Annotated in this window: 17 protein-coding genes; 10 read left to right on the top strand and 7 right to left on the bottom strand. The window is 33.6% G+C overall.

Translation table 11 applies throughout. From position 1 onward, the window contains the following. Positions 1-93 precede the first annotated feature (93 nt). The 7 genes from NNL09_RS03800 to NNL09_RS03770 all read right to left on the bottom strand — a co-directional run bounded on the left by NNL09_RS03800 (position 94) and on the right by NNL09_RS03770 (position 6,576). A complete protein-coding gene (locus NNL09_RS03800) occupies positions 94-1,146 on the bottom strand; it encodes an ArsO family NAD(P)H-dependent flavin-containing monooxygenase (RefSeq protein ID WP_196909180.1) in 1,053 nt (350 codons plus the stop codon). Between the two features lie 178 nt (positions 1,147-1,324). Next, the gene (locus NNL09_RS03795) at positions 1,325-1,864 is read right to left on the bottom strand and encodes a sigma-70 family RNA polymerase sigma factor (RefSeq protein WP_196909179.1); all 540 of its coding nucleotides are present in this window, start codon (positions 1,862-1,864) and stop codon (positions 1,325-1,327) included. Then, complete coding sequence (locus NNL09_RS03790; protein WP_196909178.1) at positions 1,836-3,017, bottom strand: MFS transporter; 1,182 nt, start codon at positions 3,015-3,017, stop codon at positions 1,836-1,838. Before NNL09_RS03790 ends, NNL09_RS03795 begins: the two co-directional genes overlap by 29 nt. Beyond that, positions 3,008-3,193 (bottom strand): hypothetical protein, encoded by a 186-nt coding sequence (locus tag NNL09_RS03785; RefSeq protein WP_025663112.1) that lies wholly within the window; start codon positions 3,191-3,193, stop codon positions 3,008-3,010. The genes NNL09_RS03790 and NNL09_RS03785 overlap by 10 nt, the downstream gene beginning before the upstream one ends. A 92-nt stretch (positions 3,194-3,285) precedes the next feature. Beyond that, positions 3,286-4,647 carry an NAD(P)-binding domain-containing protein gene (locus NNL09_RS03780; protein ID WP_196909177.1) on the bottom strand — a complete coding sequence of 454 codons (1,362 nt, stop codon included), beginning with the start codon at positions 4,645-4,647 and terminating at the stop codon, positions 3,286-3,288. A gap of 142 nt (positions 4,648-4,789) precedes the next feature. Further along, complete coding sequence (locus NNL09_RS03775; RefSeq protein ID WP_025663110.1) at positions 4,790-5,497, bottom strand: LytTR family DNA-binding domain-containing protein; 708 nt, start codon at positions 5,495-5,497, stop codon at positions 4,790-4,792. After that, positions 5,497-6,576, bottom strand: coding sequence for a sensor histidine kinase (locus tag NNL09_RS03770; protein ID WP_025663109.1), 1,080 nt, complete (start codon positions 6,574-6,576; stop codon positions 5,497-5,499). The genes NNL09_RS03775 and NNL09_RS03770 overlap by 1 nt, the downstream gene beginning before the upstream one ends. Positions 6,577-6,716: 140 nt before the next feature. Between NNL09_RS03770 and NNL09_RS03765 the strand changes: the two genes are divergently transcribed. The 10 genes from NNL09_RS03765 to NNL09_RS03720 all read left to right on the top strand — a co-directional run bounded on the left by NNL09_RS03765 (position 6,717) and on the right by NNL09_RS03720 (position 23,649). Then, entirely contained in the window at positions 6,717-8,987 is a 2,271-nt protein-coding gene (locus NNL09_RS03765; RefSeq protein ID WP_025663108.1) for a GH92 family glycosyl hydrolase, read from the top strand. Positions 8,988-8,997: 10 nt separating this feature from the next. Next, complete coding sequence (locus NNL09_RS03760; RefSeq protein WP_196909176.1) at positions 8,998-10,821, top strand: sodium:solute symporter family protein; 1,824 nt, start codon at positions 8,998-9,000, stop codon at positions 10,819-10,821. Positions 10,822-10,860: 39 nt separating this feature from the next. After that, positions 10,861-11,829 (top strand): glycoside hydrolase family 130 protein, encoded by a 969-nt coding sequence (locus NNL09_RS03755; RefSeq protein ID WP_304506192.1) that lies wholly within the window; start codon positions 10,861-10,863, stop codon positions 11,827-11,829. 11 nt (positions 11,830-11,840) lie between these two features. Then, positions 11,841-12,944, top strand: a complete 1,104-nt coding sequence (locus NNL09_RS03750; protein WP_196909174.1) for a carbohydrate-binding family 9-like protein — start codon at positions 11,841-11,843, stop codon at positions 12,942-12,944. 1 nt (position 12,945) lies between these two features. Beyond that, positions 12,946-14,055 carry a putative glycoside hydrolase gene (locus NNL09_RS03745; RefSeq protein WP_196909173.1) on the top strand — a complete coding sequence of 370 codons (1,110 nt, stop codon included), beginning with the start codon at positions 12,946-12,948 and terminating at the stop codon, positions 14,053-14,055. A 57-nt stretch (positions 14,056-14,112) separates the two neighbouring features. After that, positions 14,113-16,365 (top strand): GH92 family glycosyl hydrolase, encoded by a 2,253-nt coding sequence (locus NNL09_RS03740; protein WP_196909172.1) that lies wholly within the window; start codon positions 14,113-14,115, stop codon positions 16,363-16,365. A 101-nt stretch (positions 16,366-16,466) separates the two neighbouring features. Then, positions 16,467-17,477 carry an isoaspartyl peptidase/L-asparaginase family protein gene (locus NNL09_RS03735; RefSeq protein WP_254514300.1) on the top strand — a complete coding sequence of 337 codons (1,011 nt, stop codon included), beginning with the start codon at positions 16,467-16,469 and terminating at the stop codon, positions 17,475-17,477. A gap of 93 nt (positions 17,478-17,570) precedes the next feature. After that, positions 17,571-19,892, top strand: coding sequence for a family 20 glycosylhydrolase (locus NNL09_RS03730; RefSeq protein ID WP_317193927.1), 2,322 nt, complete (start codon positions 17,571-17,573; stop codon positions 19,890-19,892). Positions 19,893-19,917: 25 nt separating this feature from the next. Next, positions 19,918-21,270, top strand: a complete 1,353-nt coding sequence (locus NNL09_RS03725) for an alpha-L-fucosidase (RefSeq protein ID WP_196909170.1) — start codon at positions 19,918-19,920, stop codon at positions 21,268-21,270. 42 nt (positions 21,271-21,312) lie between these two features. Continuing rightward, a complete protein-coding gene (locus NNL09_RS03720) occupies positions 21,313-23,649 on the top strand; it encodes a GH92 family glycosyl hydrolase (protein ID WP_196909169.1) in 2,337 nt (778 codons plus the stop codon). Positions 23,650-23,674: the final 25 nt, after the last annotated feature.

Here is a 23,674-nt window from a genome sequence, read left to right as displayed (position 1 = left end):
AGTTTGTATGCAGTCACTCCAACTCAATTGAATATAGGCAAGGTCGGTAGAGGTTCTCTCTCTTTTTTTTAAATAACAGAATGGCTAGAAAATCTATTTTTGATGTATAACTGCCGATATTTCTTTAACGGTCTGCCTTGCTGTTTTACCTACACCGTAAATGGTTGCTGATGCAAAACCGGTCCAACTGCCATAACCTACTAACCAAAGCATAGGTTCCTTTATAGAACGTGTGTATTGGGTTTTAATACGATTGTTCTCGATGATATTAAGGGATTGTAAATGATCTAAATTTGCTTTAAAACCTGTACACCAAATCACAGTATCAAACTCTTCTTTGGTTTTATTTTCCCAAATGACTCCTTTTTCATAAAAGGAAGCAAAAGGACGTTTGGCATGTAATACATTCCTGTTTCGGGCTTCTTTTACGCTTTCTACCATAACAATATTTGCTAAAGAGACATTAGTACTTTTGCCTTTTTCTTGGCTAGATTTTCCTAAAAATTGTTGAGTGGCAGCATTAAATAGATAACGCCCATCTATATTATCAGGCAAAAAATGAGGCTCTTCTAATGTTATCCATTGTGTTTGCGCTATTTTTGAAACTTCGGCTAAAATTTGAGCACCAGAATTCCCTCCACCAATGATCAACACCTTTTTACCGATAAGACCTTCAGAATTTTTATAATGTAAAGAGTGTAGTTGTTCTCCTTGAAATAATTCCTGATTTGGGTATTGCGGGATAAAAGGTTGTTGTGCTGTACCTGTTGCACTAACCAAAGTTTTACTGTGAAAAATTCCTTGATTAGTTTCGACTGTGAAAAGATCATTGTTTTTAGCTATCGAAATTACTTGTGTATTTCGCAGAATCGGAAACTCATAACGTTTTTCGTAGGCATCGAGATAATAGATGAACTCTTTTTTGGTTGGATATTCATGTTTACTTTTGGGCATAGCCCAACCAGATAATGAGCTGTATTCTGTTGGTGAAAATAATTTGAGGCTATCCCAGGTTTGTAACCAAGAACCTCCGGGTTTATCTTTATCATCCAGAATTAGATAGTTTAATTTTTGTCTGCGCAAAAAATAAGCTACCGAAAGCCCTGCTTGTCCACCACCAATTACAAGAGTATCGTATATTTTCATTTATAGCTATTTTTATTTGGTAGGATACTTCCCGAATTTTGACACATAGGTATTAACATGCAAAGATTACTCTCAGCAAAGTGATGCACATAATTATTGTGAAGTATATCAAATAAATTCATATAATTAGTTTATTTCTGTAGACGTAGTATGTGAGAAATGATACCAATGGTAATTATTAACAGGATGATTTCTTATTACATCCAGTTTTTGATTCGAAGTCCAAAATACTTCCTTTTCCACCTTGTAAAATAGTACAACAACCTTCAAACAGTTCCTTAAGTTTTTTTCTTCCCCGCTGAATTTTAGAACGCACCGTAACATAGTTTATATTAAGCTGTTCGGCTATTTCTTTTTGTGGTATTTCCTTTATTTCAGATAAGATCATTAATTCTCGATACTCTTCTGGTAATTGATTAACAAAAGAATGTACACATTTACCCAGCTCTATACCAGCATCATTATCGGTGTCATAATCAAAAAATGCATCATCTTTAATGGTATTTGTATGCAATTGTTTTTTACGATAATAATCGGTAATTGTATTCTTGGCAATGGTATACACCCAGCTTTTAAGGTTATCGACACCATTACCATTCGATTTGGATAATTTCAAAAATACATCTTGGGTTAAATCTTCAGCATCTTCCTGATTGCGGACACGCTTTTTAACATAGCCCAATAAAGGATTATATAGTTGAACGACTTGATTTTGCATTTTTTATAGAGAAATTGATGAATAAAATTGTTCCTATTATACACAAAGATAAATATAGGTTTTGTATTCCAAGAAATTCGATGGCGTAGATTCCGATAAATGCACCAACGGCAGCACCTATATCCCACCATGTACTTACACTAGAAATTGCCTGTAAGGAATTATCTTTGTTTTGTGAATTCTTGATGGCAATAAGTGGCGAAAAAGTAACCACAATTGTATTGAATAAAAAAGCTAGAATAATACCCAAAATGGTACTGTCGAATGCAATCAATGCCATTGCTAATAAGCAAATACTAATTGAAATTGAAAATAAGAATAGTGGTCGAAAATGTATGGTGAGCATGCCTCCGATTATAGAAAACAACAAAACAAATAATCGTTTTAATAACAAATAAAACGCTACATAACCAAGTAACTTACTCGAATTGATCATGTTTTCTGATAATAAATATGATAGAGATACGACTAAAATTCCATCTATTGAAACAGATACTATAAATACTAATAAATTGATAGCATTTGGATAAAAAGTAAGATTTGTTTTTACGACATCGTCTTTTGTTTCAGATTCAATTTTTGGTAATGAATACGCTAGAAGTATACCTAACGAACTGATTAATGCTATGCTAAATAACCCATTTTGAATACCAAATTCACTAATGACGATTGGCCCAAACCAAAGTACAAATAAAGCTCCTAATGATTTGATGCTTTGTGATAATCCGAATGCTAAACCAGACTTTTCTTTAGCTTGTGAAGCATAAGATAAAGTAGATATTTTTAATCCAGAATAGCTAAGTCCCCAAAAAATTCTTGCTATTAAAAAAGAAATTAAACCTAATTTCAGTCCATATATAAAAGTAGTTAGTGTAGCCAGTGTTGCGGCGATAATTAACATTTTTCGGATTCCGATTCGATGTATCCAATTTGCAATAGGTGTGTTTGCAATAATTCTTACGAAACGATTTACCGATAATAACATACCAATAAAAAATACAGAAAAACCTAATTCTTTACCATAAATGGGAAGTACAGGGTATAAAACGGCATCCCCTAATCCTGCAAAAGCCATCACTCCACTAGCACGCAAAGCTCCTCGAAATGAGGAGCTTTGTTCTTTGGAGATAGGAGAGCTTTTGGTTAGCAACATCCAGTTTTTTCAATATTAATTTCTTTACTCTCTTCTTTATCACAACACGATGATCCATCTGTAGGTTGCTCACAACAAGAGCTTTGTGCAGATTGTGCTTGTACCGTTGTAGACCCACAGCATACACTACCTTGTTCAGCTATTTCTACCTGCTTATTTGTATTTCTCTTTTTCATAATTATTAATTTTTAATACTTCTATGTTGTTATGTATTGTTTTCACTCTTTAAGACGCAAGACTTTTATAATGATGCATCATTTTTATTTTTTTAATTGCATCCCGACGTTCTGCAACCAGAACTTGTAGTTTCTACTCCTTCTATGGTTAGTTCTGAAGAGCAGCAAGCTACACTGTCACTTTTTTTGTCGGTTGCAAAATCGGTACTACACACTCCTGTTTCTGGTAAATTAAGTTCAACTCGTTCTGCAGCTTCAATATCACCAGCCATATGAGCTACTATAGAGCGTACCTGCTCATATCCTGTGGCCATTAAAAATGTTGGAGCTCTACCATAACTTTTAGAACCCACGATGTAAAAATCTTTTTCGGGATGGCGAAGCTCTTTTTCTCCGTGGGGTCTTACTGTTCCACAACTATGAACATTTGGATCAATTAATTCGGCAAGATCAAAAACCGATTCTAGTGAGGCATCTAAATCTGTTCGTACCTCTCGAATCATTTCCAAATTTGGTCGTGAACCTGTATTACTGATTATTTCATCTATTTGATTGATAGCTTCTATTTCGCCATTTAGGTCACCGATGATTTGGATACCGTCTTCTTTTTTGGTCAGTTTTAAGATATGGAAAGGCGTATAGACATTTAATTTTCCACTATTGACCAATTGCTCAATACGAATACCAAGAGCACCTCTGGCTTCTAGCGCATCTTCTTGTTTCCCGCCATACACCTTGTTCATATTATCTTTTCTTAATACCCAATTAAGTTGTGTTTCTGGGTATTCTTTTTGAATGTTTCCTAAATCTAATAAAGCATTAATCGCAGAATGTCCTCCTCCTACAACAACTACATTTTTGTTTTTATAACGTTCTAGATGTTCTGCTTTTACATTAGGGATACCATAAAAGATATGCTCATTTAGTTCTTGTTCTCCTTCTGCAAACACACCGCCAGAACCAATAGGGTTGGGTTGATTCCAGGTTCCTGTAGCATCAATTACCGCTTTTGCTTCATAATAATTAATGTTTCCATTTTCTTGAACCTTAATAGAGAAAGGTTTACTCTCACGTCCCCAGGTTTTCATTTTATCCAAACCTTTTCTTCCGATAGAAAGAACTTTACTATTCAAATGAATGTGTGGTTTAATCTGAGGTAAATTTGCTAATGGTCGAAAATAGTGTTCTACTAACTCTTGTCCTGTAGGTAATTCATTTTCATCGGGAGCTATCCAATCGGTTTGTTCTAATAATTCTTTTGCAACTCGATCTATATTATATTTCCAGGGAGAAAACACACGAACGTGGCTCCAGGAACGTATATTTTGCCCGACAGAGCTTCCCGATTCAAATACAATGAAAGGGAGGTTTTGTGCTAGTAAATGTGCAGCTGCAGCTAATCCTACTGGGCCAGCACCTATTATTGCTATGGGTAAATTATTGTTTTGCATCATTTTTAAAATTTGTATTCATCTCTTAAGACGACAACTTTAAAAAATGATGCGGGGTACTATAAATAAAATTTCAAGAAATTAAGGTTAGGGTATGAAAAATGACCGTGTTTTACCATTTTATATATGAGATTTAATCAAGTGATTACACCTTAAAAATAACACTTCTTACTTCATTTAAATAGCTTCTTCCAATTGGATATCGATTATTTGCAATTTCTATACTATTACCTTCAATAGATTCTATTTTATCAATTGATATGGTATAAGATCTATGAATTCTAATAAACTTATCAGAGGGTAAGTCATCTGTAAAATTACTTAATGTTTGATGAGCAATATAGTTGCTCGATGACGTATTTACTTTAATATAATCTCCAAGACTTTCGATAGATAATATTTCATCCAGATATATTTTTTGCATCTTTTTTTTGTCGATTTTCAAAAAGATATATGCTCGTTTGTTAGGAGTAGTAAAGTTATCTTTTTGTTGATACTCTTTTATTTTGAAAGCTTTATTTACGGCCATAATAAACCTATGAAAAGAGATAGGTTTTACCAAATAATCTACTACCTCTAACTCATAACTTTCTACTGCAAATTCCTCATGTGCTGTAGTAATTATGGTAAGTGGTTTTTGATGTATACTTTTTAACAGATTCAATCCATCTAAAAGAGGCATATTAATGTCTAAAAAAAGAAGATCGATCTCGTTATTTCTTAAATAATCAATACTCTCGGTTGCGTCGTTGAATGAAGCTAAAAAAGTCAATCCTTTCGTTTGGTCAACATAGTTTTTTATAACATTAATAGCCAATGGTTCATCATCTATTATAACACATTTTAAATCCATTATACTTTAATTTTTAATTCAACAATATATTGATTGTTATTTTCACTAATCGTTAGATTATACTCATCAGGTTTATACCCCAGTTCAAGTCTTTTTTTTACGTTTCCTATCCCAATACCACCAGAAAAAGAATCAATTTTGTTTTTATTGTTTTTAGCAGGAATCGGATTAGTAATCTGAAAATACAGAAAGTCATCTATTATGTTGAAAGAAATATCAATTTCGATTTCTCCAACATTTTTATTCGCCCCATGTTTAAAAGCATTTTCTATAAAGGATAAAAGAAGCATAGGAGCAATTTTTTTACCTTCGATTTCTCCAGAAATATTTACATGTATTTTTAAAGAATCTCCATATCGAATTCTTTCTAAATCCAAATAATTTTGAAGGCACATAATTTCTTTACTAAGACATTGTCTTTTTTGATTAGTCTCATGCAATAAATACCGCATTAATTCGGACAACTTTAATATGGTTTTTGGAGTTTTGTCTGATTTTTCTACAGAAAGAGAGTAAATATTATTTAAGGTATTAAAAAAGAAATGAGGAGACATTTGAGCCCTAAGAAAGCGCAACTCTGTTTCTAATTGTAATTTTTCTACATCAATTAATTTTTTGTGCTCTCTTAACCGATCTAAAGTTACTTTAATAGCAGAAACAAAAGACACCACATAAAGTTCTCCCAACATCATTTCTATAGTATAATTCAGGGACAATTTATTGGTTACTTCTGGACCTTCTGGCCAAACATTTTGGTTAACAAGAAAATAAGTAAAATAAAATTTTGCTAGGACCATTGTAAAAAGAGATGCGAGTAATAAAAATATGTATATCAAGTATTTACGTTTTTCTACAAATTTTGGCATTAAGTAATAGATGTTGAAATAACTTAAAGACATATGTATAATAAACCCTAGAATAGTGGTTTTTAAAGAATAAGCATAATCGTTAAAGTAACTACCCCATTTAAAAGTGGTAAATAGAAAATATACCAGCCAGAATATAACATGATGTTTTACCGTTATAGTATAATTATTCCCAGATGTTATATTAAGTGCATTTTTAATTTTTTGCAGCATATTTCCCCAAATTTTATGACGTTTAACTGAGTTGCTTTGTTATTGATCTAAAATTATTCTTTTAACCATAAGTTTTGTAAATATTTATGTCTTTACTTGCTCTTTCTGTAGAACAATGATAAAAAAATAAATATAAATAGATGAAAATACCTCGTAATATTAAATTATTGATAATAGTAATATTGAGTACTTTTTCGTGTAAGAAAGAGCATAGGAATAAGAGTAGCATAACGCATAAAGATAGTAATGTTATTAAGTATGTAAACCCTTTTATAGGGACAGGAGGTCATGGTCATACCTACCCAGGAGCGACAATGCCATTTGGTATGGTACAAGTAAGTCCGGATAATGGTATTTCAGAATGGGATTGGTGCTCAGGATACCACTATTCTGATTCATTAACTATAGGTTTTAGTCATTTACACCTTAGTGGCACAGGGATTGGAGATCTTAATGATATTAGATTGATGCCAATTAATAAAAAAGTTGATTTATCTACTTCTTTTAAAACAAGAGATGAAATACCTTTTAAATCCAAATATTCCCATAATAAAGAAAAAGCTACACCTGGATATTATAGTGTATTTTTAGAAGATTTTGATATTAATGCCGAATTAACGTCTACCGTTAGAACAGCTTTTCATAGATACGAATATAAAGAGGGAGATACACAATCTGTAGTATTAGATTTAGGATATGCTATTAATTGGGATAAAACCCTAGAATCGCAAATACATATTGAAGATAAATTTACAGTTTCGGGATATAGAAATAGTACCGGATGGGCAAAAAATCAAAAAGTATTTTTTGTAATAAAATTTTCTAAAGCCATTAATAACTATGATTTATATACAGATACCAAAAATGCTGAAGACAGTAATATCATTAAAGGTGTCAAGTCATCTGCACAGTTGTTTTTTAATAAGGGAAATAAAAATCAATTACAAGTTAAGGTTGGAATCTCTTCGGTAAGTGTTGAAAATGCAAAAAATAATATTTCTGCAAATAAAAATAAATTTGAATTTGATAAAATTGCTGAAAATAGCAAGGCATCATGGCAAAATGTATTATCTAAAATAGAAGTAGATACTAAAAATGATTCATTAAAAACCATTTTTTATACCGCATTATACCATGCTCAAGTAGCACCGGTTACGTATAGTGATCAGGATGGTGCATTTAGAAAAGAAAATGATAGTATCGTTTTTGCAAAGAACTTTACTGCATATTCTACACTCTCGCTATGGGATACCTTTAGAGCAGAACACCCATTATTGATATTCTTAGAACCAGATAAAGTTTCTGATATCGTAAATTCTATGTTGGTATATTATGAAAATAGTAAGATTTTACCTGTATGGACTTTATATGCTAATGAAACTAATACGATGACCGGGTATCACTCTGTTTCTGTGATTGCCGAAGCATACTTAAAAGGCATCAAAGGATTCGATATTGAGAAGGCATATGAGGCGATGAAAACCACTATGATGCAAGATGAAAGAGGGTTAGAATATTATAAAAAATATGGATACATTCCATATACTTTACTAGATGAATCGGTTACCATTACATTAGAATATGCCTATAATGACTGGTGTGTTGCACAAGTTGCCAAGGCTCTGGGGAAAGAAGAAGATTATAAGTATTTCCTAGAACGATCCAAAGCATTTGTACATCTCTTTGATACTAAAACAGGATTCATGAGAGGAAAATCTGAAGATGGAAAAAAATGGCATGAGCCATTTGATCCCAAATACTCTGCACATAGAGTGCATGCTGATTATACAGAAGGAAATGCATGGCAACATAGTTGGTTTGTACCTCATGATGTTAAGGGGCTGATACAATTGTTTGGAGATGAAACCACTTTTGTAGCAAAGCTCGAACAGTTATTTACTGAAGATTCTAAAATTACAGGAGATAATATTTCTGCAGATATTACAGGCCTTATAGGGCAATATGCACACGGTAATGAACCCAGTCATCATATTGCCTATATGTTTAATAAAGCTAATGCCCCCTGGAAAACTCAATACTGGGTAAGTCAAATATTAAAAACACAATATAATACAACACCTAATGGATTAAGTGGTAATGAGGATTGCGGACAAATGTCAGCTTGGTATATATTTAGTTCTATAGGGATTTATCCTATGAATCCTGCATCAGGAGAATATCAAATTGGAAGTCCGGTTTTTGAAAAAGCTACTTTAAAACTATCAGACGATCTTAGCTTTAGTATAGAAGCCGAAAACGTTTCAGATAAAAATATATATATCCAATCTGCAACTCTAAACGGAAAAGAATTTAATCGATCATATATTACTCATCAGGAAATAACAGAAGGAGGAACATTACATTTTGTAATGGGAGCATCTCCTAACAAAAACTGGGGTGTACAGAAATAACCAACTCTAAATGAACCTAGCTACCGTAGATATTGTAATAATTCTATGTTATATTATTATTACTCTTCTTTTTGGATTTTATGTTTCTAAAAAGGCATCAAAAGATATAAAATCCTATTTCCTGGGCGGAAATGAAATACCCTGGTATTACCTCGGATTATCAAATGCTTCTGGGATGTTTGATGTTTCTGGTACGATGTGGACAGTTACTATTCTTTTTGTTTACGGGATGAAAAGTGCCTGGCTCCCCTGGTTATGGCCCGTATGGAATCAGGTTTTTATTATGATTTTTATGGCCGCATGGTTACGAAGGTCAAATGTGATAACAGGAGCACAATGGATAACCTATAGATTCGGATCTGCAATGGGAGCAAAACTGTCTCATATCATAGTAACAATCTTTGCTGTTATCAGTACATTAGGGTTTATAGCCTACTTTTTTGAAGGGATTGGCAAATTTGCAATTATATTTTTCCCCTGGGACTTATCTATAGATCTGGGATTATTTACAGTGGCCTCAGAACAATCTTATGCTTTGATAATTATTGGTATAACTACTTTATATACTCTAAAAGGAGGAATGTATAGTGTGGTAGGAACAGAAGTCATCCAGTTTGTAATCATGACCGTTTCATGTTTAGTTATCGGATATATTGCTTTTACCACTGTTACTGCAGAGCAAATCGCAGTCGCTACCCCAGAAAACTGGAATAATTTGTTCTTTGATATGAAATTAGATTTGGATTGGACCGGATATATCGATAGTGTGAACGAAAAGATAGAGAAAGACGGATTCTCTTTGTTTGGTTTCCTATTTATGATGATGATTTTTAAAGGCATTTTTGCCAGCCTGGCGGGCCCTGTTCCTAGCTATGATATGCAGCGTGTTTTATCTACAAAAAATGAAGCCGAAGCCTCAAAAATGAGTGCTTTTACAATTATTGTTCTTTTCGTACCCAGGTATTTAATGATCACAGGTTTTGCCGTACTTGGTTTGGTATATTTAGGACCAGAATTACAACAAGCAGGTATAGATGTAGATTTCGAAACCATATTACCAGTAGCTATTCATCGATTTGTTCCAATAGGTTTTAAAGGGCTATTGTTGGCAGGTTTATTAGCCGCTTTTATGGGAACATTTGCAGCATTTATAAACGCCGCACCGGCATATATAGTTAATGATATTTACAAGAAATATATCAACCCAAAAGCATCAGATAAAACATATATTAAGTATAGTTATTTATCATCTGTTCTTATTGTATTAATAGGAGTGATTGGTGGTTTTTTTGCATCATCTATTAATGAACTAACCATATGGTTAACCTCAGCTTTGTACGGAGGATATGCAGCAGCAAATGTATTAAAGTGGATATGGTGGAGATTTAATTCTTATGGGTATTTTGGAGGAATGCTGGCAGGACTTATTGCAGCAACAATAGTCCCTATAATTTTTCCCGACACAACGGCCATTTACCTATTTCCAGTTATCTTATTGGTGTCTTTTATTGGGTGCTTTATAGGAGTCATATTAGGGAAACAAGATGATATAGAGGTGTTAAAAAACTTTTATAGAACCACCAAGCCCTGGGGATGGTGGCAACCTGTAGTTAATGCAATACAAAAAGAAAATCCTGATTTTTTACCTAATAAAAATTTCTGGAAAGACATGTTTAATTGTTGCATAGGGATTATTTGGCAAATGACTTTTGTTTTGGTTCCGATGTATTTAATAATAAAAGAATATTATAGTATGGCTTTCGCGATAGTATTAATGATTATTACATCGATAATATTAAAAAAAACATGGTATGATAAACTTAAGACAAAATAATACTTTTTGAAAAGTAGTAATATTTATACTAGAAATATGATGAAAAAAGAAATACCATGGCAGGATAAACCTAAAGGATGCACTAATGCTATTTGGAGGTATTCTGCAAATCCCATCATCTCTAGAGATGCTATACCCACTTCTAATAGCATATTCAATAGTGCAGTTGTATCATATAATGATGGGTTTGCCGGAGTATTTAGATGTGATAATAAAGCTGTACAGATGAATATTTTTGCAGGATTTAGTCATAACGGGATTGATTGGCAAATTAATGAAGAGCCCATTGTCATGGAGGCAGGAAATACCAAAATGATAGCTTCTGATTATAAGTATGACCCTCGCGTTACTTTTATTGAAGATAGATATTGGATTACATGGTGTAATGGGTATTATGGACCTACCATAGGAATTGCATATACTTTTGATTTTAAAGAGTTTTTTCAATGCGAAAATGCATTTTTACCTTTCAACAGAAACGGAGTATTATTTCCAGAAAAGATCAATGGCAAGTATGCAATGTTAAGCCGTCCAAGTGATAACGGGCATACTCCCTTTGGTGATATATTTATTAGTTATAGCCCTGATATGAAATATTGGGGAGAACATAGAAATGTAATGCAGGCAACTCCTTTCGAGGAAAGTGCCTGGCAATGTACTAAGATAGGAGCTGGATCCGTTCCTTTTCTTACAGAAGAAGGGTGGTTGATGTTTTATCATGGAGTCATAAATACATGTAATGGATTTAGATATGCTATGGGAGCTGCTATTTTGGATAAGAATAGCCCGGATAAGGTAAAGTACAGGACAAAACCATACCTCTTAACACCTTCTGTGACTTATGAACAAATAGGAGATGTCCCTAATGTGATATTTCCTTGTGCAACTCTACAAGATATAGAGCAGGATAAAGTCGCTATTTATTATGGAGCCGCAGATACTGTAGTTGCATTAGCTTTTGGAAGGATAAGTGAAATTATTAAGTTTACTAAAGAAAATTCATTATAGAAATATTTACAATGAAATTGAAATTTTTTCAAGCTCGAATCAACAAAATATTTTGCGTTATAGTATTTGTGCTTAGTAATGCAATTAGTGTGTATGGGCAAAGTAATGACAGTAAAATTTCTCCAAAATCTTATGTCGCACATTATACCAAAGAATCAATAGATATTGATGGATCTGCCCTAGAATCTTCATGGAGTAAAGCAAAATCTACCGAGTTGTTTATAGATATTGAAGGAAGCAAAATCCCAAAATATAAGACTACAGTAAAAATGCTTTGGGATGACGAGTATTTCTATTTTCTAGCAGAAATGGAAGAACCTCATGTATGGGGAAATCTAAAGCAAAGGGATACTATTATCTTTTATGATAATGACTTCGAAATTTTTATCGATCCAGATAACGACACTCATAATTATTATGAATTTGAAGTTAATGCATTAAATACATTGTGGGATTTGTTTATTACAAAACCATATAGAGAAGGAACCCCGGTATTAAACGATTGGGATGCGAATGGATTTAAATCTTCAGTTAAAATAAACGGAACCATAAATAATCCAAACGATATCGATAAAGGATGGATACTAGAAATAGCTATTCCGTTTAAAGTATTTAGAACCTCATATTATCACAAAAACATTCCTAAAGATAAATTTTGGAGAGTAAATTTTTCCAGAGTGAATTGGGATTTTGAACTTCAGAATAATAAATACTCAAGAAAGCGAGATGATAACGGAAAATTTAAACCAGAATACAATTGGGTGTGGTCTCCTATCGGTGTAATTAATATGCACCAACCCGAAGATTGGGGATATGTATATTTTTCCTCAAAAGAAGTAGAAGAGAATGATGATTTCAGAATTCCTGAAGATGAAAAAGTAAAACGATTGTTGTATCAATTGTATAGAAAACAAAAGGAATATTTTAAAAAGAATACCCGTTGGGCAAAAACCTTTAAAGAACTAGAAGCAGATGATCTGTTGGTTGACGGAAATAAAGTTGTTAAAACCTTAGAAAGTCATCAAACAGGTTGGAATATAACAGTGGTAAGCCCATATACAAAACACCTGTTTATTATTAAAGAAGATGGTAAAATTATCCAAAAAGAAGATTAATATGAAGATGCTCAAAATTATACTCTTATGTAGTATACTAGTCAGTGTTAGTTGTAAAACCGAAACTGAAAAAGAAGAAGTAATTATAAAAGAAGAAGTTTCAGAAGAGAAGACAGCACCATTTAAGTACTGGACCTGGATTACTGCGGATCCTTCAAAATCAAATGATGAATATAGAGAAGAGTTTAAAAAATACAAAGAAAATGGCATAGACGCTGTATTAATAAATACATTGGCTGATCCCGAAGTGTTAAAAAAACTAACACCTATAGCTACAAAAGAAGGATTAGAAGTTCATGCCTGGATGTTTACCATGAATCGACCAGGTGATGAAGCGGCTTTACAACATCCAGAATGGTATGCTGTGAGTAGAGAAGGTAAATCGTGTTACGATACACGACCATATGTAGATTATTATCAGTGGTTATGTCCTACCAGAAAAGAATCTAGAGCACATATTTTGGGGTTAGTAGAACAACTGGCAAAGGTTGAAGGAGTAACCAGTGTACATCTCGATTATATTCGATATCCAGATATCTATCTACCGATTGGGTTATTACCAAAATATAACTTGGTACAAGATGAAGAATTACCAGAGTTCGATTTTTGTTATTGCGATGTATGTATAAAAACATTTGAGCAAGAGCATCATAAAAATCCAAAAGAAGCTAAAAATATTGCAATAGATATGGAGTGGAAACAATTCAGATTAAATCAGATAAAAAGAATAGTAGATGAGGCTTATGAAATTGCTCATAAATATGATAAAAAGTTAACCGCAGCCGTATTTCCATATCCCGAAATGGCAGATCATATGGTTAGACAACGATGGGATAAATGGAATGTAGATGAAGTATTACCCATGATTTATCACAACTTTTATAACGAAGAGGTAGATTGGATTGGTTTTGCTACCAAACAAGGAGTTAATGATCTGCAAGGAAAGCAAACTAAATTGCATACAGGAATATATCTTCCTCCTATGAGTGCAAATGATGTATCAAAAGCCATACAATTGGCAAAAGATAATGGAGCGTCAGGGATTTCATTTTTTGACGGCAATGCAATAACAGAAGAACAACTAGAGGTAATTAAAAAATCAAAAAAATAATCCGATGTGCTAGCTTAATAAGTTTTTAAAATTTGTGAGATCTTATTCATACCAAAAATGAAAAAAATATTCTATTCACATATTGTTCTTTTACTATTGTTTTGGTCATGCAATCAAGAGAAGGTTTCAGTAAATCTACCAAAACAATCATTAACTTCTTATGTAAATACATTTATAGGAACAGATGGTCCTGGTAATACATATCCAGGAGCAACACTTCCATTTGGGATGGTACAGTTAAGTCCGGATATAGGAATTCCTGGATGGGATAGAATTGCAGGATATTACTATAAAGATTCTATCATTAGTGGTTTTTCTCATACACATCTTACCGGGACCGGAGCAGGAGATTTATATGATATTTTGGTAATGCCCACCAATAGCAGGTTTTCAAAAAAAATAAAAGAAAACAATTATAAACCATTCTCTACATATAGTCATGCTAAAGAATTTGCTACACCAGGATATTATACCGTAGATTTATTGGATTATGGGATTAAAGCAGAACTTACAGCAACCAATAGAGTAGGTATACATAGATATACCTTTCCTAAAGATACTGCAACTGCAATACATGTGGATCTGGGATATGCTATAAACTGGGATAAACCTACAGATACTTACATAGAAAAAGTAAATGACAAAACAATTCAGGGATATCGAATGTCTACCGGGTGGGCAAAAGATCAACGAGTCTATTTTGTAATGCAGTTTTCAAAGCCTTTTACAACATATCAGGTATTTAAAGATGAAAAGCTAACTACACTTCCTGTTCAAGGAACAAATACAAAAATTATACTGCATTATAATACAGAAGAAAATGAACAGGTTACTATTAAAACCGGGTTGTCTACAGCTAGTATTAAAGGGGCCCAAGAATCATTAAATACAGAAGCTCCTGACTTCGATTTTGATCACTATGTTAGAAAAGCACAAGCCATTTGGGAACGTGAATTACAAAAGATTCAAATTACAACTGCAGATGATGATAAGAAGAGTATTTTTTATACAATGATGTATCAATCTATGTTGGCCCCAACATTATTAAGTGATCCTAACGGAAATTATAAAGGAGCTAACGATTCTATTGTAAATGCCAAAGGGTTTAATCGCTATGATACATTTTCGTTATGGGACACCTTTAGAGCAGCACATCCTTTATATACAATAATTCAGCAAGAAAGAGTTCCTGATATGATCCAATCTATACTGGCTCATTATAGAGAAACTGGAGTATTACCTGTATGGTCTATGCAAGGAAATGAAACCAATATGATGATAGGGTATCATGCCGTTCCGGTTATAGTTGATGCATATTTTAAAGGTTTTCAATTTGATGCCGAATTTGCTTACAAAGCGTGTAAGGAAAGTGCTATGGTAGAGGATAGGCAAATAGATATTTATAAGCGTTTAGGGTATATCCCGATAGGAGAGCATCATGAAAATTGGTCTGTTTCTAAAACTCTTGAATATGCCTATGATGACTGGTGTATCGCTATGTTTGCAAAAGACCTGGGTAAAGAAGAGGATTATATATATTTTATGAAACGTTCTGAGAACTGGAAAAAATTGTATAACCATAAGAATAACTGGATTCAACCCAAAGACACGCTGGGAGAATTTGTAGTTCCTTTTAAACCAAAAGAATATACACCTTTTTATTGTGAAAGTAATGCCTGGCAATATTACTGGTTTGTACCTCAACATATAGAAGGGTTGATAAAAAATACAGGAGGAAAAGAGCGATTTATCCAAAAATTGGATTCAATGTTTTCTTATGACCCCAAACCAGGAGATAAACTACCTATTTTTAGTACAGGAATGATTGGGCAATATGCACATGGTAATGAACCAAGTCATCATGTAGCATATCTGTATAATTACGTAAATCAACCTTCAAAAACACAAAAATTAACTCACAAAATTTTAGAAGGGCAATACAAAAATGAACCCAATGGACATTGCGGGAATGAAGATTGCGGGCAGATGTCATCCTGGTACATATTTAGTTCTCTTGGGATTTATCCTGTAAACCCGGCGCAAGGAGTATATCATATTACAGCACCAATATTTAAAGAAACCGAAATACATCTATCAGACGGAAAAACATTTTTGATCACGGCTAAAAACCTATCTAAAGAGAATACATATATCAAGAGCATACGATTAAATGGAGAACCACTTAACCGTATGTACATAACACATAAAGAAATTGTAAATGGAGGATTTCTCGAATTTGAAATGAGTAATTCTCCAAATGACGAAGCCTTTAAAAACTCATCATTACCAGAAGTAAATAAAATATATTGATTATGAAATGAGCCATAATTATTAGGTTAATACCAACCGATATGATCAATGGTGAATTCCATCTGACAATTAAAAGAACAATAAAAAAAGAACAGATGAAAATTAACACTAAGTATTGCTACGTATCACTTTTTTTAATACTAACAACTTTTGGTTGTAAAACAAATGAAAAAGAAGAGGTAACAGCTGTTATTAAAGAAGAAAAAGAAATTAAAAAGAGTGTAAAGCCCATTGTTATTTCTACCTGGAATCATGGCATTGCAGCCAATGACGAGGCATGGAAAATATTAAGTAAAGGAGGCAATGCATTGGATGCAGTAGAACAAGGAGTACGAGTAACAGAAGCAGATCCAAAAAATCAAAGTGTTGGGATAGGAGGATTTCCTGATAGAGAAGGTAATGTTACTTTGGATGCTTGTATAATGGATCATAATAGCAATTGCGGAGCCGTATCCTTTTTACAACATATCAAACACCCTATTTCTGTAGCTCGAAAAGTAATGGAGGAAACACCCCATGTTATGTTAACTGGTCAGGGAGCATTGCAATTTGCTTTAAACCAGGGATTTGAAAAAGAAAATTTATTAACTCCAGAAACCAAAAAAGCGTACGAAGAATGGTTACAGAAATCTAATTATAAACCCGTAATAAATATCGAAAACCATGATACGATAAGTATGCTGGCTTTAGATGAGGATGGAAATATATCAGGAGCTTGTACAACCAGCGGTGCAGCCTGGAAAATGCATGGAAGAGTGGGAGATTCTCCAATAATTGGAGCCGGATTATTTCTGGATAATGAGGTTGGAGCAGCAGCAGCGACCGGCTTAGGAGAAGCTGTTATTCGTACAGCAGGAAGTGCCATGGTTGTAGAATTAATGCGTCAGGGAAAATCTCCTGCCGAAGCTTGTAAAGAAATCGTAGAACGAATCTATAATAAACATAAGAACCATAAAGATATGGAATACCTTCAGGTGGGATTCATAGCTTTAAATAAAAATGGAGAATACGGAGGCTATAGCTTAAGATCAGGCTTTAATTATGCTATAAATGATATAGAGAAAGGAAACAGACTAGAAGATGCAGCGTTTAAAATGGCTTGGGAAAACTAGAAATGAAGGTGGTTTTATAGATAATACTAGCTTAGGTCTATCAAAAATAAGTATAACAAGGTGTTCAGATTAAATCAACACAAAAACCATATTATGATGAAACAACTCACAATATTCATCACCATTCTATTGGTATTAGGTTGTAAAACCAATGAAAAGAGAATATATACAGAAGAGGATATTAAAATCATTCCTAAGCCGGAGATGGTTAAAATTAATCCTGGAGTATTCGAATTTAATGAAAATACTAAGTTTTTTATTTCAAATGACATATCCAAAGAACCAATTCATGTCTTAAAAGATAATTTTAAAACAGTAGCAGGATGGGATTTAATAATAACAGAAGAACAGCCAAAAAAGAATTATGTAGCCTTTACGATTGACAAAACCAGTAAACCAGAAACATATGATCTTAAAGTAGATAATAATCATATAGAAATTACGGCAAGTAGCCCATCAGGTTTTTCATATGCAATACAAACAATACGTCAATTGCTACCTCCCAAGATAGACAGCAAAACTAAATTAGAAAATAGAACCTGGGAAATTCCGAATGTAGAAATTAAAGACGGTCCCCGATTTAAGTGGAGGGGCTTAATGTTGGATATTTCTCGTCATTTTTTTGATAAAGAATACATCAAGGAGGTAATTGATGGTTTAGCTATGCATAAGATGAATGTGTTACATCTGCATCTGGTTGATGATCAGGGGTGGCGAATAGAAATAAAAAAATACCCAAAACTTACAAAGGTAGGAGCATGGAGAGTAGATCAGGAGAGCTTACATTGGAATGCCAGACTACCTGTAAAACCAGAAGATAAAGGGACTTATGGAGGTTTTTTAACTCAAGAAGAATTAAAAGAAATAGTTACCTATGCACAATCTAGAAATGTAGAGGTTATACCCGAAATAGAAATGCCCGCTCACATATCTAGTGCGATTGCAGCATACCCACATTTATCATGTTTTGAAAAACCAATAGGAGTGCCTTCTGGTGGAGTTTGGCCAATTACAGATATATACTGCGCAGGAAAAGAAAGTACGTTTACTTTTTTAGAAGATGTATTAGTCGAGGTTATGGAAATATTTCCTTCAAAATATATACATATAGGGGGAGATGAAGCGACCAAAACCAATTGGAAGAAATGCCAGCACTGCCAGAAACGAATAGCAGAAGAAGGATTACAAAATGAAGAAGAATTACAAAGTTATTTTGTAAAACGAATGGAGAAATTTATAAACTCTCATGGAAAAAAATTAGTAGGTTGGGATGAGATTTTAGAAGGAGGATTAGCTCCAGATGCAACTGTGATGAGTTGGAGAGGCGTAAAAGGTGGACTAGAAGCCGCAGCGCAAGGACATGATGTGGTTATGACACCCGGAACTCATTGCTATTTTGATCATTACCAAGGACCACAAAATGAAGAACCTTTGGCAATAGGCGGATATACACCATTAAGTAAAGTATATCAATTTGATCCTATAGTAGATTCAATGACTGCAGAAGAAGCTGAGCATGTGCTTGGTGGACAAGCAAACTTATGGTCAGAGTATATCCCTACAAAAGAACACTCCCAGTATATGATTTACCCAAGATTAGCTGCCTTATCAGAAGCGGTATGGAGCGCCAAAAACCAGAAAGATTGGGATGATTTTTCAAATAGAATGATCAATATGTTTCAACGGTATGAATTTTTAGGAATTAACTATGCAAAAAGCTCGTATCTAATACGACCAGAAGTCGAGACAAATTTAGAAAAGAAATCAGTTTCATTAACACTACAAAGCGAATATACTGATGCAGATATACGATATGCGTTAAACGATAGTAGACTAGAGGATACTCCTGTTAAATATATGGATCCTATTGTATTAGACCAGACCACAATAGTTAAAGCGTCAATATTTAAAGAGAACAAACCGATTGGTAAAGTATTTCAGGACACTATTGTATTTCATAAAGGAGTAGCCAGTACTGTAGCATATACTATTCCTTATAGTGATCGATATACGGGAACAGGAAAATCTACATTAGTAAATACCTTAAGAGGAACCAAAAATTTTCAGGATGGGCAATGGCAAGCATGGTTAAAGGATGATATGGAAATTATCATAGATCTTAAAAAAGAAGATACCATAAATCAGGTAATTGTTGGATCAATGGAACATCAAGGCCCGGGAATATATTTTCCGGTTGCAATAGAAGTATTTACAGGAATAGATAGAAAAGATTTTAAAAAAGTAGGAGAAGTAAAACGATCCTATGCTGATAATGCTACTATTGAATTAAAAGATTTCAAAGTTAATGTTGAAGAGCATACAGCAAGATTTATTAAAGTGAAAATAAGAAACTTAAAAGAAAACCCAAGAGGAGGAGATACCTGGTTATTTGTAGATGAAATTTTAATTAACTGATAGATATTAGTTTAAAATAAATCAGATGAAATACATAAGAACAATTTGCATGCTTGTTTTGTTGAGTATTGGAAATTTGATGGTTGCGCAAAACGAAAAACCGACGGAAGATGAGCGATTATCCTGGTTTGAAGATGCCAAACTGGGTATATTCATCCACTGGGGATATTATGGTGTAAATGGAATAGCAGAATCATGGTCCTTATACCATAAAAAAATCTCCTATGAAGAATATATGAAACAAGGCGAAGGGTTTACTGCAAAACATTATGATCCGATAAAATGGGCTAAACTGTTTAAAAAAATAGGAGCAAAATATGCTGTAATGACGACCAAACATCATGATGGAGTTTCTCTGTGGGACACCCAATACAGTACTCTAAATGTTAAAGAAAAAACACCTGCAAATAGAGATTTGATAGGGCCATATGTCGAAGCACTACGAAAAGAAGGATTAAAAGTAGGATTATACTATTCTTTATGTGATTGGTCGCATCCAGATTATGATGTTGTATTTCCCAGACCAGACACTAAAAATGACTACCCTCAAAAAGGATTGGAGAATTTAACAAGATGGGAACGTTTTGTTAGATTTTATAAAGGACAATTAAAAGAACTCAGTAATCGATATCAACCCGATTTGTATTGGTTTGATGGAGATTGGGAAAAATCAAGTGAAGAATGGAGAGCACAATCCTTAAAAGACTCATTACTATCCTGGAACCCTAAAACCATTGTGAATTCTAGATTAAAAACATATGGAGATTATAGTACTCCAGAACAAGGAATTCCTGTGGTAAGGCCAAAAGGTCCATGGGAATTTTGTATGACCATGAATGATAATTGGGGGTATTTTCCTTCCGATACGAACTACAAGCCATTTTCGCAGATTATCAGAACTTTTGTTGAGGTAATAGCCACAGGAGGAAACTTACTGCTTAATATTGGAATGAAACCAGACGGAACAATTCCTAAAAAACAAGAAGAACGATTAGAAGTACTGGGAAACTGGATTAATACCCATAAAAAAGTTGTTTTTGACACTAAAGCAGGATTGCCATATGGTCATTTTTATGGCCCCACACTCCTAAGTAAGGATACTACAAAATTGTATTTATGTCTGTTTAATGAGCCAAAAAACTATATCTCTTTAAAAGGAATTCAGAATAAAATAAAATCAATTAAAGTAGTCGGAAAAAATCAAGAATTAACTTTTGTTCGAAACGGAGGAGCATCCTGGAACAATATTCCGGGAATTGTAAGAATAGAAGTTCCTAAAAAAGAAAACTTAGATACCTATGTAACTGTTTTGGAAGTAGAATTAGAAGGAGAATTAAAACTGTATCGAGGTCATGGAAATGCTGTAGAGTTAAATTAACAATAGATGATATAGCAGATTAATATATAAAAAAAATAAAAGATGAAAGCTAGACGAATATGGAGTTGCCTGATAGTGATATCAATACTATCTTGTAAAGAACAAAATATAGAAAAGACAGAAAGTAAAGAAACCGTTCTAGTACAGAGTTTGGTAGATTATGTGAACCCATTAATGGGAACTGACTCAGCTTTTGACTTATCTAATGGTAATACCTACCCTGCAATTGCTACTCCTTGGGCAATGAATTTCTGGACACCCATGACTTCAAAAATGGGCGATGGATGGACCTATAAATATGATGAGAATAAATTAAGAGGAATAAAACAGACGCATCAGCCAAGTCCCTGGATCAATGATTATGCAGCATTTTCAGTAATGGCCATAACCGGAGATCTTAAGTATAAAGAAGATGAAAGAGCCTCATGGTTTTCTCATAAAGCAGAAACCGTAAAACCATATTACTATAAGGTATATTTGGCAGATTATGATGTGGTGGCAGAGGTTGCACCTACCGAAAGAGCAGCACATTTTAAATTCACTTTCCCCAAAGCAGATCAATCCTATATTATGTTGGATGCCTTTTTTAAAGGTTCTATGGTAAAAATTATCCCAGAAGAACGTAAGATAATAGGATATTGTAGAAATAATAGTGGAGGGGTTCCAGATAATTTTCATAATTATTTTGTAGCAGAGTTTGATAAAGATTTTAACATCAATCATACCTGGGGAGAGGATTGGAAATTGGTAGAAAATTCAAAAGAAAATGAAGGAGAGCATGTAGGGGCCATCATAGGTTTTGAAACTAAAAAAGGAGAAACGGTACATGTAAAAGTAGCATCATCCTTTATTAGCCCAGAACAAGCACAATTAAATTTAAACAGAGAAGTAGGAAACGATACATTCCAACAAACTCAAATAAAGGCAAAAAAAGCCTGGGAAAAAGAATTACGTAAAATTAAGATCGAAGATGATAATTCTGATCATATCAAAACTTTTTATTCCTGTCTATATAGGGTATTGCTCTTTCCAAGGAAGTTCTATGAATTCAATGAAAAGAATGAAGTAGTACATTATAGCCCATATAATGGGAAAGTGTTGCCAGGTTATATGTTTACAGATAATGGGTTTTGGGATACTTTCAGAGCAGTATTTCCTTTTTTCAACATGATGTATCCCGAATTGAATAGCCAGATAATGGAAGGGTTAGCAAATACCTATAAAGAATCAGGGTGGCTCCCCGAATGGGCTAGTCCGGGACATAGAGATTGCATGATTGGTTCTAACTCTGCACCCATAATAGCAGACGCATTTTTAAAAGAAATTCCTAATATGGATGTAGAAACCTTATTCGAAGCGATCCTCAAAAATGCAACAACATCGGAAGGGCGTCCCTTATCTAATGGTAAAGAAATACGTTCTGTAGGAAGAGAAGGGATTGATTATTATAACAAATTGGGATATGTCCCTTATGATGTTAATATCAACGAAAATGCAGCAAGAACATTAGAATATGCATATGCAGATTTTACCATTGCTAAAATGGCAGAAAAACTAGGAAAAAAAGAGATCGCAAAAACATTCTATGAGCGATCTAAAAACTATAAAAATTTGTTTGACCCTACTACTAAATTAATGAGAGGTAAGAACGAAGATGGTAGTTTTCAATCCCCTTTTAACCCTTTAAAATGGGGAGATGCCTTTACCGAGGGCAATAGTTTGCATTATACATGGTCTGTTTTTCATGATATAGAAGGTCTGATTCAATTGATGGGAGGGAAACCTGAATTCGAAAAGCAATTGGATCATGTGTTTAATATGCCGCCAGAATTCGATGCTTCCTACTATGGATTTACAATCCATGAAATTAGAGAAATGCAAATTGTAAATATGGGAAACTATGCCCACGGAAATCAACCTATCCAGCATATGATTTACCTCTATAATTATGCTAATGTTGCGTATAAAACTCAGGAAAAAATACGAGAAGTATTAACTAAACTGTATTCTGCAACACCAGATGGATACTGTGGAGATGAGGATAATGGTCAAACCTCTGCCTGGTATGTTTTTAGTGCTTTAGGGTTTTATCCGGTTACTCCGGGAGTGAATCAATATGTAATAGGAAGTCCATTGTTTAAGAAAGCTACAATTACATTAGAAAATGGAAATGAATTTGTAATTAATGCTCCAGAAAATAATCAGGAGAATGTTTACATCCAATCAGCTTTGTTAAACGGAGAAACATATCATAATAGTTATTTGGATTATGAAGTAATTCAGCAGGGAGGCCGTTTAGATTTCAAAATGACCAATACTCCAAATAAAGATTGGGCCAACTCAAATGAAGAAGTTCCCTATTCTTTAAGTAAGGAATAGATTAATTTAAAATAGACCTTTAGGT

The sequence above is a fragment of the Aquimarina sp. EL_43 genome, from assembly GCF_943422735.1.
Lineage (GTDB): Bacteria > Bacteroidota > Bacteroidia > Flavobacteriales > Flavobacteriaceae > Aquimarina > Aquimarina megaterium.
Note: the sequence above shows the minus strand (reverse complement) of the source record. Positions and strands in the feature narration are given on the sequence as shown.